We start from the raw sequence: 15,386 nt of genomic DNA, 5'->3' as shown, positions 1-15,386 counted from the left end.
AACCCCTGATCAAGCACTCAACGCGCAGACACAGTGATTAGTGCGCAGGACCTGCGCACCCCGCGAAGTCCTGCGCACCGCGCCTTTGCGCAGTGTGCAGCACCGCCCCGGAACCGATGAGGAGGACCCATGCGGGCACTGCGCATCGACCCGGACGCCACGGTCACCGATCTCAACCTGCCCGCGAGCGATGCGCACTCGGATCGGGGAGCACGTCGGATCTGCCGGTGCCGTCGACCAACGGGTGTACCACCGTCGGGCCGTTCTGCACACTCACGGTGACGGCCGGACACTCGGTCTTCCCAGAATCTGGCGGCTTGGCCCCTGGCGAGTGCCTGGCGCGGAAACGCGGGAATCCGGGCGTGGTGAGCAGTGACGGTGTTGGTGACTGGTGAGCAATCGGTGGCTCCTCCTCGGTCGAGTCGGTGACAGCGAGTGAGGTATATCCATCGTTTTGATGATCGCCGGTTTCGCCGGCCGGGGTTCACCGGCTATGCAGTGAGGTGGGTGTCCTGCCCGTTCGTAGCGGGGTGGGTGGCGTGCCAGGCATCCCAGATCTCTGCGCGGAGCCTGCCGCGCGGCGGTACGTCCATGCCTTGTTCGCGGGCCCAGGCCCGTACCTCGGCCACGGTCGGGGCCTGAACCGAGGCCATGCGTTGTGGTTGTTGGGTGGCGGGGCCAGGCGCGCGGGGCGGCGTGGGCGGGAGGCTCGATGGCACGGTGGGGGTGAAGCCGCGCCGTTCGAGGATGCGGCGGCGCTTGTGGTGCATGCGCTCCAGGAGGGGGACGTCGGTGTCGAGGTAGTCATGGGTCTCGACGTGGGACTTCCTGACCTCGGTGTTGCGCATGATCCGGCCGACCTGCTGGATGACGCGTCCCTTGAACGAGATGGGGCTGGTCAGGAAGAGCGTGTCGAGGCGCGGTGCGTCGAAGCCTTCGCCGGCGAGTTTGTCGATCGCCAGCAGCGCCAGCGGCTCGTCGTGTTCCTCGGCCAGGGCGGCACGTACTCGGGCGCGCTCGGCTGGCGGCATGCCGCCATGCAGGACGAGCGGGGTGATGCCGTGCGGTTGGAGGGCTTCGGTGAGCTGGTGGAGGTGTTCGACGCGGTTGGTCAGGGCCAGGCTGCACCGGCCGCGCCGGGTGGCGTCGGCGATGTCCGCTGCGATCACCTGGTTGCGGGCGTCGTGGTGGGCGAGTTCGTTGTAGATGGCCTGGATGGACGCGCCGTCGGTGCCCGGTTCGTCGGTGGTGAAGGTGGTGGGGTGCACGATGAGGTGCTTGGCGAAGGTGCTGGCGTCTTCGATCTCGTGGCGGATCGGGCCGCACTGCATGGTGATCACCGGGTCCATCTGGTCCGCCCGGTAGGGGGTGGCGGACAGCCCGACCCAGCGCGGTGCCTTCGCTCGGCGGATCGCCGCTTCGGCGCCGGGTGCCCCCACGGCGTGGCACTCGTCCACGATGACCAGTCCGTACCCGTCGAGCAGGCCGTCGGGGCGTCACGCTGTCGCGGATTTACTGAGAGTGATGCCGGCATAGCCGGTCCCGGTGCCTGGCCGGGAACCCGCTTGTTCCGGACGCCGACTCGCACATCGTGACCGCGCCGCACGTTGGGACCGCCATAATGGAGGCATGCCCTCCAGACCACAGCACGCCGAAGCTGCGCCGACGGACCTCTCGGGCATCGACGCTCAGGACCTAGCGTTGTACCGGGAGAAGTTCCGGCGCCGTCTGCCGGATTCGCTGGCGGAACTTCGGGGTCCCGCCGACGGGGTCGTGGAGCCTCCAGCCACCGTTGTCTGGTCCGGACTGCGCGCCTTCGACCTCGGCAACGAACGTCAGCGCATGAGCCTGTACCGTACCGTCCTCGCCGAAGGCATGCGCGAGGACCTGTGCAGCCTGCTCGACCGCGACACCCTCCTGCAGCTGTGGCCCACACTCCGCCGCCTGGTGTCGACCACGGTCTGCGGCGTGTGGGAAGAGGCGTTCCCGGAGCTGCGGGCTCTGGCCGGCATTTCGGCCGCCCGGCCGCCCGCCCGACGCCGCGCACACCGGGGTGCGTCGGCCGCGTGAGACTCCCCGCGCTGCACGCCCGCCTGCTGGCGGACGTCCTGGTCATCGGCTCCCCCTACCCCTTGGTGATCACCGGTGGCTACGCCGTCCAGGCCCATGAACTCCTCTCACGCCCGAGCCAGGACCTCGATGTCGCCACCGAGAATCCCGCGCCGATGGACGAGCTCGTCCGTACCCTCACCGACGGGCTCACCGCACGCGGCTGGCACATCGAAGTGATCGAGATCGCCCCGCTCTCCGCACGCCTCAACGCCACGGACCTCCGTTCTGAGAGCGGGGACACGTGCGAGGTGGACATTCTCAAGGAAGTCTTCTCCAGGCCGATTGTCGCGAGCGCCTACGGACCGGTGCTTGCGGAGGAGGACGTCGTCGGCACGAAGGTCCGCGCACTCGCTGAGCGAGGCCTGGCCCGCGACGCTCTGGACGTCTTCGCCGCCTCACGCCGCTGGACCACCACCGACCTTGAGGACTTCGGCCGCCGCCACGCCCGCGATCGCTTCGACCTCGAGTCCCTGCAGTCCCGCCTGACCGGCCTCGCCTGGATCGACGACGCTGAATTTGAGGCATACGGTGCGAGCCCCGGACTGATCGACGCCCTGCTGTCCTGGGCTCAGGAGTGGGCGGACGACCTCGGCCGCCGTCTGCTGCGCGACGAGAATCTGGGCGAGTAGGACCGGGACCGGATGGAACCCCCTGGCGTCGCTGGGGCCGCGCTCCCACAGCCCCTACCAGGACGGCAACTACTGATCGTAGCCACTGCTCATGATCACCTTGAAATGCTCAGCCCCTGTTCATGATCACGCGGAAGCGTACTGGCGCCTTCTGGCGGCCGGGGTGGGCAGTGTCGAGGCGTGCAGGCGCCTCGGGATCGGGCGTAAGACGGGCTATCGGTGGCGGATGGAGAACGGTGGCCTGCAACCGGACTATCTGCCCGAAGCCTCGCGTTCGGGCAGGTATTTGTCGCTGTTGGAACGCCGGAGGATCGCCTCGTTGCGTGGCCGCGGCCTGGCAATCCGGGAGATAGCCGGCTTGCTCGGACGGGCACCGTCGACGGTGAGCCGGGAGTTGCTGCGCAACAGTCGTCCGCACGACTACGGCAGATATGACGCCGACCTGGCCCACCACCGCGGCCGCGAACGGGCCGGACGTCCCAGACGTTCCAAGCTGGCCACGGATCCCGAGCTCAAAGCCGAGGTGCAGTCCAAGCTCGACCTGGAATGGAGCCCGGAGCAGGTCGCCGCCCATCTCAGGACCCGCTGGCCTGACCGCCCTGAGCGGCACCTCTGCCACGAGACCATCTACCGAGCCCTCTACCAAGGCGCCAAGGGCGGCTTGAGCAGGACCTTGACCAGGAAACTCCGCACCGGCCGGCCGCTGAGAAAGCCGCGTCGCCGACCTCACCAGCGCATGCCCCCGATTCGTTGCACCCGCCGTCCTCATCGACCGCCGGCCATCGATCGTCGAGCTGCGCGAGCGGCTCGGCGACTGGGAGGGCGATCTCGTTGTAGGCGCCCGCAGTCAGTCCGCCGTCGCCACGCTCGTCGACCGACGAACCCTGTCGGCGTACACGTGAACGTCCCCACCTACGTACGGGCGAATGCGGCCAGTTCCTGATGTGTTGAGGGTGGTTGATCGGCACTCTTCTGCGTAGTCGGTGTGCTGCGGCAGGGGGTGGTCGGCGGTGGTCTTGGATCCGCGCCGGTGGTCCGAACTACGGCGTTTCCGCGGGTTGTTGGAGTCCGGGGCGATGAGCTTGTCGGAGATCGCTCGGGAGACGGGACTGGACCGCAAGACGGTCCGGAAGTATCTGTCGGGCCCGTCGACGCCGCCGCGTCGTTCGGCGGCCGGCAAGCTGGTGCCCCGGATGATCGACGAGTTCGCGCCGCTGGTCGACTCGATGCTGCGGGCCGAGATCCTGATGAAGGCGTCGGTGATCCACGAGCGGCTGGTCGAGCAGTACGGGTTCACCGGGAACTATCAGCGCGTGAAGCTCTATGTTCAGCAGGCCCGGCCCAGGGTCGCGGAGGAACTCGGCATCACGCCGAAGGAGTTGGCGGGTCTGCACCGCCGCTTCGAGGTCATTCCCGGGGCTCAGGCCCAGGTCGACTGGGGCGACGAAGGAAAGATCCTGGCCCACGTGGGCATGGCGAAGGTCTACTCGTTCCACATGGTCCTGTCGTATTCGCGGGACCCGTTCTGCTGCTTCACCACGAGTCAGGATCTGCAGACGTTCTTCGACTGCCACCGCCGCGCGTTTGCCCACTTCGGCGGGGTGCCGATGTCGATCGTCTACGACCGGACGAAGACGGTCGTGCGCCGGCACGTCGCACCTGGTGAGGCGGTCCCGCTGCATCCGGAGGCGGTCGGGTTCGCCGGGCATTACGACTTCGACATCGATGTGCTGGCCGCCTACCGGCCGCAGGGCAAGGGCCGTGTCGAACGGCAAGTCCTCATCGTCCGCGATCACGTGCTGTCTGGGCGGGCGTTCTCCTCGCTCGAGGAGATGGACGCGGCGTTCGCCGCCTGGGTGCCCCGCCGTCGGGACCAGATCCACAAGACGCACCGGGAGGTCATCGGCATCAGGGCCGTCCGCGATCACGCGGCTCTCAAGCCGCTGCCGCCGACTCCTTATCTGGTGGCCGAGCGGCATCTGCGGCCGGTCGGCAAGGACTGCCTGGTCGCGTTCGGCGGGAATCTCTACTCGGTGCCGGCCCGCAGGGTCCGCCCGCGCCAGCTGGTCGAGATCCGGGCGACGAAGTCCCAGGTCATGTTGCACTCGACCACTCCCGACGCCCACGGCGAGACCCTCCTGGCCGCCCATCCGCGGGCGGTCGGCCGCGGCGCCGTCGTCAAGCAGGACGAGCACTGGGACGGCCTGCCGACCGGCAAGAATCGCCGCACCACCACCGGCGACGGACCACCGCCGCAGCGTCGCGAACCGGATTCCAGTGGCCAGGTCGGTTCGCTGCAGGCCCTGTTGAACCGGTCCGCGGCCACCCAGATCGAGGTCGGGCGCCGTCCGTTGTCGGTCTATGACGAGCTGACGGGGACCCGTCCCTTCACCACCAAGTCGTCGACGAAGGAGTCGTCTTGAGCGAGCTGACCGGCAACCGCATCCGCACCACGGCCGGCAAGCTCGGCTTGCCCCACCTGGTGGAGACGATCAACGAGTACATCCGCCGGGCCGACGAGGGCAAGCTCGGTTACCTCGACTTCCTCGACCTGGTCCTCTCGGAGGAACTGGCTCCGTGACGACCGCCGCTTCCGCAACGGCCTGCGGCTTTCCAAGCTGCCGCACCACAAGACACTCGACGAATACGCCTTCTCCTTCCAGCCCGAGCTCGACCCGCGCAAGGTCAAAGACCTCGCCACTCTGTCCTTCGTCGAGGCCAAGGCCAATGCGGCCCTGCTGGGACCGCCCGGGGTCGGCAAGACGCATATCGCCGTCGCGTTGGCGGTCGCGGCCTGTCGGGCAGGCTACTCGATCTACTTCACCAGCCTCGACGACATGGTTCGCCAGCTCAAGGCAGCCGAGGCCGCCGGACGACTGACCAGCAAACTCACCACTTACCTGCGGCCGAGCGTCCTCGTCGTCGACGAGGTGGGATACCAGCCCCTGGAGCGGGCGGAGGCGAACCTGGTCTTCCAGGTGATCTCGAAGCGCTATGAGAAGGGCTCCATCATCCTGACCTCGAACAAGACCTTCAGCGAGTGGGGCCAGGTGTTCGGAGACGAGGTCCTCGCGACTGCGATTCTTGATCGTCTCCTGCACCACTGCGAAGTGGTGTCCATCAACGGCCCGAGCTACCGGCTCAAGAACCGTCTCAAGGCCATCGAGCGAGAGAACGAAGTGGCCTAACAACTGGGGACGTTCGCCCGTACGCACCTGGGGACAAAACCCAGTACGCGGACAAACCCGCTATCTCCGGCTGGTCCCGCTGCCGGAGGGACACTCGGCCGGCCAGTTGCGTGACGCCCTCATCGCCGCCCTCAGCGAGCTGCCGGAACGGGCACGCCGGAGTCTCACCTGGGACCAGGGCTCCGAGATGGCCCGCCATCACGAACTCGCGCCCTACTTCACCGACGGGATCTTCTTCGCACGCCCCGGCAGCCCCTGGGAGCGAGGGACGAACGAAAACACCAACGGCTTGATCCGGCAGTACCTGCCCAAACGCACGAACCTCTCCCTTCACACCGCTGACGATCTCCGCGTCATCGAACACCGGCTCAACAACCGACCCCGCAAGACACTGAGTTGGCAGACCCCCTCTCAAGCATTCGCCACAGCTCTGGCACTCTGAGCCTGCAACGTTGCGACGATCATGCGAATCCGCCCTCGACCCATGGGTCATGCCCCGCGGGGTGGTGTAGTCACGGCAGCTGTTTCGGTTCCGGTTGTGGGGTGATCTGGGTTCGGGTTCGGTTGGCTTGGTGGTGAAGAGCTCGGCCATGGAGGCTTCGGAGAGGTAGCGGCGGTCGAAGACCTGCCACTCGTCGTGGAGGTCGGCCAGCACTGCGGCGGCGAGCCGGTCCAGGGCGGTGGGGTTGGGGAAGACCTGGACGACGTCGGCCCGTCGTTTGATCTCCCGGTTCAGCCGCTCCAGCGGGTTGGTCGACCAGATCTTCTTCCAGTGCGCCGGCGGGAAGTCGGCGAACGCCGTGATGTCCGTTGCCGCATCCAGCAGCATCGTTTTGACCTGCGGGAACTGTCATCCGAGTATGTCGGCGACCACGTTCAGCTGGGTACGCACCTGCTCGCCGGTGGTCTGCGCGAAGATGGTGCGGATGGTCGCGGTGACCATCTCCCCGGAGCCCCTCTCGATCACCGAAAACACGTCCCGGACGAAGTGAACCCGGCACCTTTGCCAGGCCGCGCCGAGGAAAACGGTGCGGATCGCGGCCACCAGACCGCTGTGGCTGTCGGAGATGACCAGCTGGACGTTCACCAGGCCGCGGGCCCGCAGCGAGCGCAGGAACTTCGTCCAGAACGGCTTCGGCTCGCTGTCGCCGACCATCAGTCCGAGGATCTCGCGGTGCCCGGTGGCGGAGATCCCGGTGGCGATGACCACGGCCTGGGAGACGACTCCGGTGGTTGACCCGGGCCTTGCAGTAGGTGGCGTCCAGGAAGACGTAGGGGAAGACGGTGTGGTCCAGCGGCCGCTCCTTGAACGCGGTCAGCTCCTCGTCCAGTTCACCGCAGATGCGGGAGACCTCGGACTTGGAGATCCCGCTGTCCGCACCGAGTGCTTTGACCAGGTCGTCGACCGAGCGGGTCGAGACACCGTGCACGTATGCCTCCATCACCACGCCGAACAAGGCCCGGTCGATCCGTCGACGTTCCAGCAGCGACGGGAATAACGACCCGCTCCGCACCTTCGGGATCTTCAGATCCAGGTCGCCGGCCTGCGTGCTCAGCAGCCTGTCCCGGTGTCCATCGCGCCAGGTCATGCGCGTCTCGGAGTGCTCGCGCGGTGCGGCACCGATCACATCGGTGGCCTCGGCCTCGATCAGCTCCTGCAGGATGCGCTCGCACACCACCCTGATTGCCTCAACTCCATCGGCCCGACGTAGTGACTCAAGCAGCCGCATCAGCTCAGACTGGGACAAGGCCATCGCGTGCTCCTCCGGTTGAACTGCCCGTTCACCAGGGAGACTTACGCGATGGCCTGCCCTTATTCAGGGAGCATGCACCGACAGCGGATGCACGCCCCGGGCAGACACCCGCGCGTTCCGGGACCCTGCCCGGCTACACCACCACAAGGGACATGACCGACCCATGCGAGGCCTTCGTCAACGTCGAAGAGGTATGCGCTCCCCTGTCAAACTTCACCGTGCCTCCCGCAGTAGCGAGTTGAGTTCGCAGAACGATTCTGCGCTCACCACTTCCACCTCCGGCCGCCACACTCGCAACCACCAGACTCACACCCTGCTGCAGAGGGCGGTCCCTCTCGGATGCCGAGCGCCTGCCGGCCGGGCACGAGCCGGGTGTCATCCACCCACCGGCCGTGCCCCGTCGACCTCGCCCGGTCACAGAGCATCGCCTTCGCGGTCACATGCAGTTCGGCTCACTCGACACGGTGGCCAAGCGTCCCGGTACGCCTGACGGGGGAGTTGATCTGAGACATGCCTCACACAAGTCTCAATCCGGTCTCGTCGTCGTTTTAACTCTTGATTAACCCGCATGTAATCGTTTCCAATCCTCTGTGCCAGTCGTGTAAACGATTCCACCGAGTCGCACAACGGACTACAAGGAGGTGGTTCCGGCGATGCCGAGCATCAAGGACGTCGCAGCCGAGGCGGGCGTATCCGTGGCCACGGTGTCGCGCGTCTTGAACGACCACCCGTCGGTCAGCGCCGAGGCGCGCACCCGCGTGCTGGCCGCCGTCGAGGCACTGGGCTACCGGCCGAACGTCGTCGCCCGGTCCCTGCGCACCGACCAGACTCGCACCCTCGGGCTGGTCATCAGCGACGTACTGAACCCCTACTTCACCCACCTGGCCCGCTCCGTGGAGGAGGAGTCCCGCGAGCTCGGCTACAGCGTGATCATCGGCAACGCCGACGAGCGGCGCGAACTCCAGGACCACCATGTGCGGACCCTGCTGGACCGGCGAATCGACGGGCTGCTCGTCTCGCCGACCGACGGTGGGTCTCCGCTCATGCTCGACGTCGTACGGTCCGGGACGCCCATGGTCTTAGTCGACCGGTGGATCGCGGGCGTCGACGTACCCGTGGTGCGGTCCGACGGACGTGCGGCCGTGCACGACCTCGTCGCCCATCTGCACGGGCTCGGCCACCGTCGGCTCGCGATCATCGCGGGGCCGGTGGCGACCACGACCGGGCGCGAGCGTGTCGAGGCCTTCCGCCAAGCCCTGGGCGCGTACGGGCTGGCCCTCCCGGACGCCTACATAGGTCAGGGCGACTTCCAGGCCGAGAGCGGGCGCCGGGTCACCGAGCGCTTCCTCAACCTGGCCGAACCGCCCGAGGTCGTCTTCGCCGCCGACAACCTGATGGCGCTCGGCGCGCTAGACGCCGTCCGCGCGCGGGGGCTGCGGGTCCCGGACGACATCGCGCTCGCCGCGTTCGACGACATCCCGTGGTTCGTGCACACGGATCCGCCGATCACCGCGATCGCCCAGCCCACGGGCGAGCTGGGGCGCGCCGCCGTGCGCGCGCTGGTCGATCGCATCGAGGGGCGGCGCCCCGAGTCCGTCACCCTCCCCGCCCGTCTCGTCGCTCGCCGCTCGTGCGGCGAGCTGGCCCCTCAAGGGCCGCCGACCCTCCGGGAGCTTCCCGCTCTCTCAGAGCCCCCGGCTCCCATCGAGCCGCCCCCCGTAACGAACAGGAGCCACTCGTGAGCAACCCGGATGAGTTGCTGCGCATCGAAGGCATACGCAAGACCTTCCCCGGCGTGATCGCGCTCGACGGCGTCGACTTCGATCTGCGCCGGGGCGAGGTGCACGTGCTGCTCGGTGAGAACGGCGCTGGCAAGAGCACTCTCATCAAGATGCTCTCCGGCGCCTACCGTCCCGATGGCGGGCGGATCCTGGTTGGCGGCGAGGAGGTGCGCATCCACGGTGCGCAGGACTCAGAGCGCCTCGGGATCGCCACCATCTACCAGGAGTTCAACCTCGTTCCCGACCTGACAGTCGCCGAGAACATCTTCCTCGGCCGGCAACCGCGCAGGCTGGGGATGATCGACCGGAAGAAGATGGAGGCCGACGCCGCCCGGTTGCTGGAACGCGTCGGCGTGCACGTCTCGCCCCGCGCGCGGGTCCGTGAACTCGGCATCGCGCGGCTGCAGATGGTCGAGATCGCCAAGGCGCTGAGCCTCGAGGCACGCGTGCTCATCATGGACGAGCCTACGGCCGTGCTCACCTCCGAGGAGGTCGAGAAGCTGTTCGCCATCGTGCGCACGCTGCGCGAGGACGGTGTCGGGATCGTCTTCATCACCCACCATCTCGAGGAGATTGCCGCTCTCGGGGACCGGGTGACCGTGATCCGCGATGGCCGGAGCGTCGGGCAGGTGCCCGCGACCACTCCCGAGGACGAATTGGTGCGCCTCATGGTGGGGCGGTCGATCGAGCAGCAGTACCCGCGCGAACGGCCGGACGTGGGCGCCGCGTTGCTCACCGTCGAAGGGCTTACCCGGGACGGGGTCTTCCATGACGTGTCCTTCGAGGTGCGCGCCGGTGAGGTCGTCGGCATCGCTGGGCTCGTCGGGGCCGGCCGTACGGAGGTCGTGCGGGCGGTGTTCGGCGCCGACCCCTACGACCAGGGCGTCGTGCGCGTCTCCGGCACGGAGGTCCGGCGGCACGACGTGAACGCCGCGATGGAGGCCGGGATCGGGCTCGTGCCCGAGGACCGCAAGGGCCAGGGGCTCGTTCTCGACGCGTCCGTGGAGGAGAACCTGGGGCTGGTGACCATGCGGGCCGCGACCCACGGCGGTCTGGTCGACCGAAACGGGCAACGGGCCGCCGCGGCCAAGGTCGCCGAGCAGCTCGGAGTGCGGATGGCCGGACTCGCCCAGCACGTGCGCACCCTCTCCGGTGGCAACCAGCAGAAGGTCGTCATAGGCAAGTGGCTGCTCGCGAACGCCAAGGTGCTCATCCTCGACGAGCCGACGCGCGGTATCGACGTCGGCGCCAAGGTCGAGATCTACCAGCTGATCAATGAACTCACGGCCGCCGGTGCCGCTGTCCTGATGATCTCCAGTGATCTACCCGAGGTGCTCGGCATGAGCGACCGGGTACTGGTGATGGCTCAGGGACGGATCGCGGGCCGGCTGACCTCCGACGAGGCGACGCAGGACTCCGTCATGGCGCTCGCCGTAAGCACACCCACATCTGTGAACGAAACGGAGGCCCCTCGTGGCCACTGACACGCTCAAGGGCACAGCGGGCGCCGGTGGCGTCGCGGGAGTCCGCCGCCTGCTACTCGACAACGGCGCGCTCACCGCGCTGATCGTCCTGGTGATCGCGATGTCGGCGCTGTCCGGTGACTTCCTGACGGCAGACAACCTGCTCAACATCGGCGTCCAGGCGGCGGTGACCGCCATCCTCGCCTTCGGCGTCACCTTCGTGATCGTTTCGGCGGGCATCGACCTGTCCGTCGGTTCGGTGGCCGCGCTGTCGGCCACGGTGCTGGCGTGGAGCGCCACATCGGCGGGGATACCAGTCGTGATAGCGGTGCTGCTCTCGATCGCCACGGGCCTGGCCTGTGGTCTCGTCAACGGCATCCTGATCTCGTACGGGAAGCTGCCGCCCTTCATCGCGACGCTCGCCATGCTGTCGGTGGGCCGCGGTCTGTCGCTGGTCATCTCGCAGGGCTCCCCGATCCCCTTCCCGTCCTCGGTCTCGCACCTGGGTGACCGGCTCGGAGGGTGGCTGCCCGTGCCGGTGCTGATCATGATCGTTGTGGGTCTGATCACCGCGTTCGTGTTGCGCCGTACGTACATCGGCCGCTCGATGTACGCGATCGGCGGCAACGAGGAGGCGGCGCGCTTGTCGGGTCTGCGGGTGAAGAAGCAGAAGCTCGCGATCTACGCGCTGTCGGGGCTCTTCGCCGCGGCCGCGGGCATCGTGCTCGCCTCGCGTCTTTCGTCGGCGCAGCCGCAGGCCGCCAACGGCTACGAGCTGGACGCGATCGCCGCGGTCGTCATCGGCGGCGCCTCCCTCGCGGGCGGCACCGGCAAGGCCTCAGGCACACTGATCGGCGCGCTGATGCTCGCGGTGCTGCGCAACGGCCTCAACCTCCTTTCGGTGTCGGCCTTCTGGCAGCAGGTCGTGATCGGTATCGTGATCGCTCTTGCGGTTCTGCTGGACACCGTGCGGCGCAAGGCCGGGGCCACCCCGGCGGCTGCCGGTACCTCTCCGGGCGGCAAGGGCAAGCAGGCGCTGACGTACGTGCTGGCCGCCGTGGTCGCGGCGGCCGTGGTGGGCGGGTTCTCCTTCCTGCACAGCGGCTCGTCCTCCACGACGCAGAGGGTCGGCCTGTCGCTGTCCACCCTCAACAACCCGTTCTTCGTGCAGATCAAGTCGGGCGCGCAGCAGGAGGCGAAGAGGCTGGGCGTCGACCTGACCGTCACGGACGCGCAGAACGATGCTTCGCAGCAGGCCAACCAGCTGCAGAACTTCGCCAGCGAGGGCCTGGGCTCGATCATCGTCAACCCCGTGGACTCGGATGCGGCGGGTCCGGCGGTGCGGGGCGCGAACAGGTCCGGCATCCCCGTCGTCGGCGTGGACCGGGCCGTCAACAAGGCGAAGACGGCCGCGCTGGTCGCCTCCGACAACGTCGAGGGCGGCAAGCTCGCCGCCAGGGCGCTCGCCGAGAAGCTCGGCGGGAACGGCAGGATCGTCATCCTGCAGGGCCAGGCGGGCACGTCCGCCAGCCGGGAGCGCGGGGCGGGCTTCGCCGAAGGGCTGAAAGCCTACCCGGGCATCCAGGTCCTGGCCAAGCAGCCGGCCGACTTCGACCGGACCAAGGGCCTGGACGTCATGGCGAACCTGCTCCAGGCACACCCGGACGTTCAGGGCGTCTTCGCCGAGAACGACGAGATGGCGCTCGGCGCGATCAAGGCCCTCGGCTCCAGGGCTGGCAGGTCCGTGCAGGTCATCGGCTTCGACGGCGAGCCCGACGGCCTGGCCGCGGTCAAGGCGGGCACGCTGTACGCCTCGGTGGCGCAGCAGCCGACGCAGCTGGGCCGGATCGCGGTCGACAACGCGCTGCGGGCCGCCGAGGGCAAGAAGGTCCAGGAGACCGTGAAGGTTCCGGTGAAGGTGGTCACGAAGGAGAACGCTGCCGGGTTCAGCGGCTGACCCCCGCACCCCTCCAGCCGCCACGACCGCCGGCCGCGCATCCGGCGCGGTCCGCGGCCGTGGCGCCGGCTTCACCGTTGCAGGGATCCACACGGATCCGTTGGGAGACACTTCATGTACGACTACGACCTTCTGGTTGTGGGATCGGCCAACGCCGACATGGTGATCCAGGTCGAACGGCGGCCCGCGGCCGGGGAGACCGTGCTCGGTTCCGACCTGGTCGTCCACCCGGGAGGCAAGGGCGCGAACCAGGCGGTGGCCGCCGCCCGGCTCGGCGCGCGTACCGCGCTCCTGGCCCGCGTCGGCGACGACGCGCACGGCCGGCTGCTGCTGGACGCACAGCGCGACGCCGGCGTCGACACTGTGGGGGTGCTGGTCGGCGGGGCTTCCACCGGGGTCGCGCTGATCACGGTGGATCCGTCGGGGGACAACAGCATCGTGGTCTCGCCGGGGGCCAACGCTCGGCTCGCCGCCGCGGACATACGGGCCGCGAGCAGTCTGCTGCAGGCCTCCCGGGTGGTCTCGGCGCAGCTGGAGATCCCGTTGGAGACGGTCGTGGAGGTCGCGCGGAACCTGCCGTCGGGCACCCGCTTCGTGCTGAACCCGTCGCCGCCGCGGACGCTGCCCGCCGAGGTGCTCGCGGCGTGCGATCCGCTGATCGTCAACGAGCACGAGGCGCGGGTCATCGCGGGTGGTGAACGGGACGGCTCGCCCGAGGACCGAGCGGCCGCGCTGCTGGCTCTCGGTCCCCGCTCGGTCGTGGTGACGCTCGGCGCGGAGGGCGCGCTGGTGGCGACCGGCGAGGCCATGGCCCGGGTCGCGTCCGTGAAGGTGGACGCGGTGGACACGACGGGCGCGGGCGACGCGTTCACGGCGGCGCTGGCGTGGCGGCTGGGCACGGGCTCGTCGCTACTCGAGGCTGCGGCGTACGCGGTGCGGGTGGGCGCGGCCGCGGTGACCCACCCCGGAGCGCAGGAGTCCTTCCCGACCGCCGAGGAGGTAGCGGCACTGTGAAGAAGGCCGGAATTCTGAACCGTCACCTCGCGGGCGCCCTAGCCGAGTTGGGGCACGGGGACACGGTCCTGGTGTGCGATGCGGGCATGCCCATCCCCTCGCGGCCACGGGTGGTGGATCTGGCGTTCCGCGCGGGGGTGCCGTCCTTCGCCGAGGTTCTGGACGGTCTGCTGGACGAGCTGGTGGTGGAGGGCGCAACGGCGGCGTACGAGGTGCGCGGCGCGAACCCCGAAGCGTCGTCCCTGCTGGACGCCCGCTTCCCGGACCTCACGCTGATATCCCACGAGAAGCTGAAGGAACTGACGGCGAGCGCGCGCCTGGTCGTCCGCACCGGTGAAGCTCACCCGTACGCGAACGTGCTGCTGCGGTGCGGGGTGTTCTTCTAGTGTGATGCGTCGACCGGCTGGGCAACGATTGGATCCAGTTCGCCATTCCGGAGGCCACTCGAACCACCTTCCCACGTATGACGAGTTCCACGGTCCACCGGTGCTTCCGCACGGCCAAGTACCGCTCGTGACGGACCCGGGCCAGCACCTAGCTGGTCACGAGCACCGATCTGATCGAGACCACGACGCTGCCGAAGAGGTTGGTGATCATCGGCGGCGGCTACCTCGGCCTGGAATTTGCCTCCGTCTACAGCCGTTTCGGTTCCGAGGTCACGCTGTTGGAAGCCGCACCGCACATCCTCGGTCGGGAGGATGACGACGTCGCCGCCGCCGTCCGCACCAACCTCACTAACGACGGCATTGCGATCGTGACCGGCGCACGCGTGCTCGTAGTGAGCGACGGCATGGCCCGGGTCACCGTCACCTGCGAGCGGAACGGGGCCAAGTACAGCATCGATGTCGATGCCGTGCTCGCGGCTGCGGGGCGCCGCCCGGCCATCGCGGGTCTGGGACTTGAGGCCGTGGGAGTGCGCACGAGCGATCGCGGTACCTGCGTACAGGCCAGCCGCACGTCTATGCACTCGGCGACGTCGACGGCGGACCCCGGTTCACCTATGTCCGCCTTGACGACAGCTGTATCGTTCTCGACCGGCTCGTCGGCGAGGGCCGGCGGCGCACCGCTGACCGGGTCGCGGTGCCGCACGCGTTGTTCATCACCCCGCTGCTGGCCACCGTCGGGCTCATCGAGAAGCAGGCCCGTAGGGCCGGACGCCGGGTGAGGATAGCCAGTCAGCCGGTAGCGGAGATCATCGTGATGCCCCGTGCCTACGTCGTCGAGGAGACGCGCGGGGTGATAAAGTACGTGCTCGACGCGGACACCGACGAGGTCCTGGCCGCCGCTCTGCTCGGCGTGGATGCCGAAGAACTCATCAACACGGTCGTTCTGGGCATGCGGCACGGCGTCACGGTGACTGAACTGCGCGAATCGATCTACACCCACCCTAGGTCCAATGCCGTTGCGTTATGGGCCTGTGGGTTGGGGTCTTGTGATGAGGATGGCTTGTGCGCCGGTGCGGGTGGGTTGTGGCCAGTCTCGGTGTTC

Annotated in this window: 12 protein-coding genes and 3 pseudogenes; 13 read left to right on the top strand and 2 right to left on the bottom strand. The window is 68.4% G+C overall.

Features of this window, described 5'->3' with window-relative positions:
* Positions 1-491 precede the first annotated feature (491 nt).
* Positions 492-1,466 (bottom strand): histone-like nucleoid-structuring protein Lsr2, encoded by a 975-nt coding sequence (locus tag ABZ910_RS32810; RefSeq protein ID WP_361372519.1) that lies wholly within the window; start codon positions 1,464-1,466, stop codon positions 492-494.
* 163 nt (positions 1,467-1,629) lie between these two features.
* On the opposite strand from ABZ910_RS32810, the gene ABZ910_RS32805 reads away from it, so the two are divergent.
* The 6 genes and pseudogenes from ABZ910_RS32805 to ABZ910_RS32780 all read left to right on the top strand — a co-directional run bounded on the left by ABZ910_RS32805 (position 1,630) and on the right by ABZ910_RS32780 (position 6,371).
* On the top strand, positions 1,630-2,070 hold the full coding sequence (locus ABZ910_RS32805; RefSeq protein WP_361372468.1) for a hypothetical protein: 441 nt from the start codon (positions 1,630-1,632) through the stop codon (positions 2,068-2,070).
* The gene (locus ABZ910_RS32800) at positions 2,067-2,741 is read left to right on the top strand and encodes a nucleotidyl transferase AbiEii/AbiGii toxin family protein (RefSeq protein WP_361372466.1); all 675 of its coding nucleotides are present in this window, start codon (positions 2,067-2,069) and stop codon (positions 2,739-2,741) included. The genes ABZ910_RS32805 and ABZ910_RS32800 overlap by 4 nt, the downstream gene beginning before the upstream one ends.
* A gap of 91 nt (positions 2,742-2,832) precedes the next feature.
* The gene (locus ABZ910_RS32795) at positions 2,833-3,684 is read left to right on the top strand and encodes a helix-turn-helix domain-containing protein (protein WP_361372464.1); all 852 of its coding nucleotides are present in this window, start codon (positions 2,833-2,835) and stop codon (positions 3,682-3,684) included.
* A 67-nt stretch (positions 3,685-3,751) separates the two neighbouring features.
* The gene (istA, locus tag ABZ910_RS32790) at positions 3,752-5,164 is read left to right on the top strand and encodes an IS21 family transposase (RefSeq protein ID WP_361372462.1); all 1,413 of its coding nucleotides are present in this window, start codon (positions 3,752-3,754) and stop codon (positions 5,162-5,164) included.
* A pseudogene (gene istB / locus ABZ910_RS32785) lies at positions 5,161-5,929 on the top strand (IS21-like element helper ATPase IstB). Before istA ends, istB begins: the two are co-directional and overlap by 4 nt.
* A complete protein-coding gene (locus tag ABZ910_RS32780; RefSeq protein WP_361372517.1) occupies positions 5,826-6,371 on the top strand; it encodes an IS30 family transposase in 546 nt (181 codons plus the stop codon). Before istB ends, ABZ910_RS32780 begins: the two are co-directional and overlap by 104 nt.
* 138 nt (positions 6,372-6,509) lie before the next feature.
* On the opposite strand, the pseudogene ABZ910_RS32775 reads toward ABZ910_RS32780, so the two are convergent.
* Positions 6,510-7,683 (bottom strand): annotated as a pseudogene (locus ABZ910_RS32775) (IS256 family transposase); the annotation flags it as partial.
* A 653-nt stretch (positions 7,684-8,336) separates the two neighbouring features.
* On the opposite strand from ABZ910_RS32775, the gene ABZ910_RS32770 reads away from it, so the two are divergent.
* The 7 genes and pseudogenes from ABZ910_RS32770 to ABZ910_RS32740 form a co-directional block, all read left to right on the top strand.
* Positions 8,337-9,425 carry a LacI family DNA-binding transcriptional regulator gene (locus ABZ910_RS32770; RefSeq protein ID WP_361372460.1) on the top strand — a complete coding sequence of 363 codons (1,089 nt, stop codon included), beginning with the start codon at positions 8,337-8,339 and terminating at the stop codon, positions 9,423-9,425.
* Entirely contained in the window at positions 9,422-10,948 is a 1,527-nt protein-coding gene (locus ABZ910_RS32765) for a sugar ABC transporter ATP-binding protein (RefSeq protein WP_361372458.1), read from the top strand. Before ABZ910_RS32770 ends, ABZ910_RS32765 begins: the two co-directional genes overlap by 4 nt.
* A complete protein-coding gene (locus ABZ910_RS32760) occupies positions 10,938-12,884 on the top strand; it encodes a substrate-binding domain-containing protein (RefSeq protein ID WP_361372456.1) in 1,947 nt (648 codons plus the stop codon). Before ABZ910_RS32765 ends, ABZ910_RS32760 begins: the two co-directional genes overlap by 11 nt.
* Before the next feature lie 114 nt (positions 12,885-12,998).
* Positions 12,999-13,898, top strand: a complete 900-nt coding sequence (locus ABZ910_RS32755; RefSeq protein WP_361372454.1) for a ribokinase — start codon at positions 12,999-13,001, stop codon at positions 13,896-13,898.
* Positions 13,895-14,284 carry a D-ribose pyranase gene (gene rbsD / locus ABZ910_RS32750; RefSeq protein ID WP_361372452.1) on the top strand — a complete coding sequence of 130 codons (390 nt, stop codon included), beginning with the start codon at positions 13,895-13,897 and terminating at the stop codon, positions 14,282-14,284. Before ABZ910_RS32755 ends, rbsD begins: the two co-directional genes overlap by 4 nt.
* Before the next feature lie 203 nt (positions 14,285-14,487).
* Positions 14,488-15,063, top strand: coding sequence for an FAD-dependent oxidoreductase (locus ABZ910_RS32745; RefSeq protein WP_361372515.1), 576 nt, complete (start codon positions 14,488-14,490; stop codon positions 15,061-15,063).
* Positions 14,979-15,386: pseudogene (locus ABZ910_RS32740) on the top strand (hypothetical protein); the annotation flags it as partial. The gene ABZ910_RS32745 and the pseudogene ABZ910_RS32740, both read left to right, overlap by 85 nt.

It is taken from the genome of Streptomyces sp. NPDC046805, assembly GCF_040645355.1.
Classification (GTDB): domain Bacteria; phylum Actinomycetota; class Actinomycetes; order Streptomycetales; family Streptomycetaceae; genus Streptomyces.
This window is presented reverse-complemented; position numbering and strand designations above follow the sequence as displayed.

Bases quoted from the DNA above. Each gene is read 5' to 3' on its own strand.
- ABZ910_RS32795 (WP_361372464.1), top strand. From the start codon at position 2,833: ATGATCACCTTGAAATGCTCAGCCCCTGTTCATGATCACGCGGAAGCG.
- ABZ910_RS32770 (WP_361372460.1), top strand. From the start codon at position 8,337: ATGCCGAGCATCAAGGACGTCGCAGCCGAGGCGGGCGTATCCGTGGCC.
- ABZ910_RS32755 (WP_361372454.1), top strand. From the start codon at position 12,999: ATGTACGACTACGACCTTCTGGTTGTGGGATCGGCCAACGCCGACATG.
- ABZ910_RS32805 (WP_361372468.1), top strand. From the start codon at position 1,630: ATGCCCTCCAGACCACAGCACGCCGAAGCTGCGCCGACGGACCTCTCG.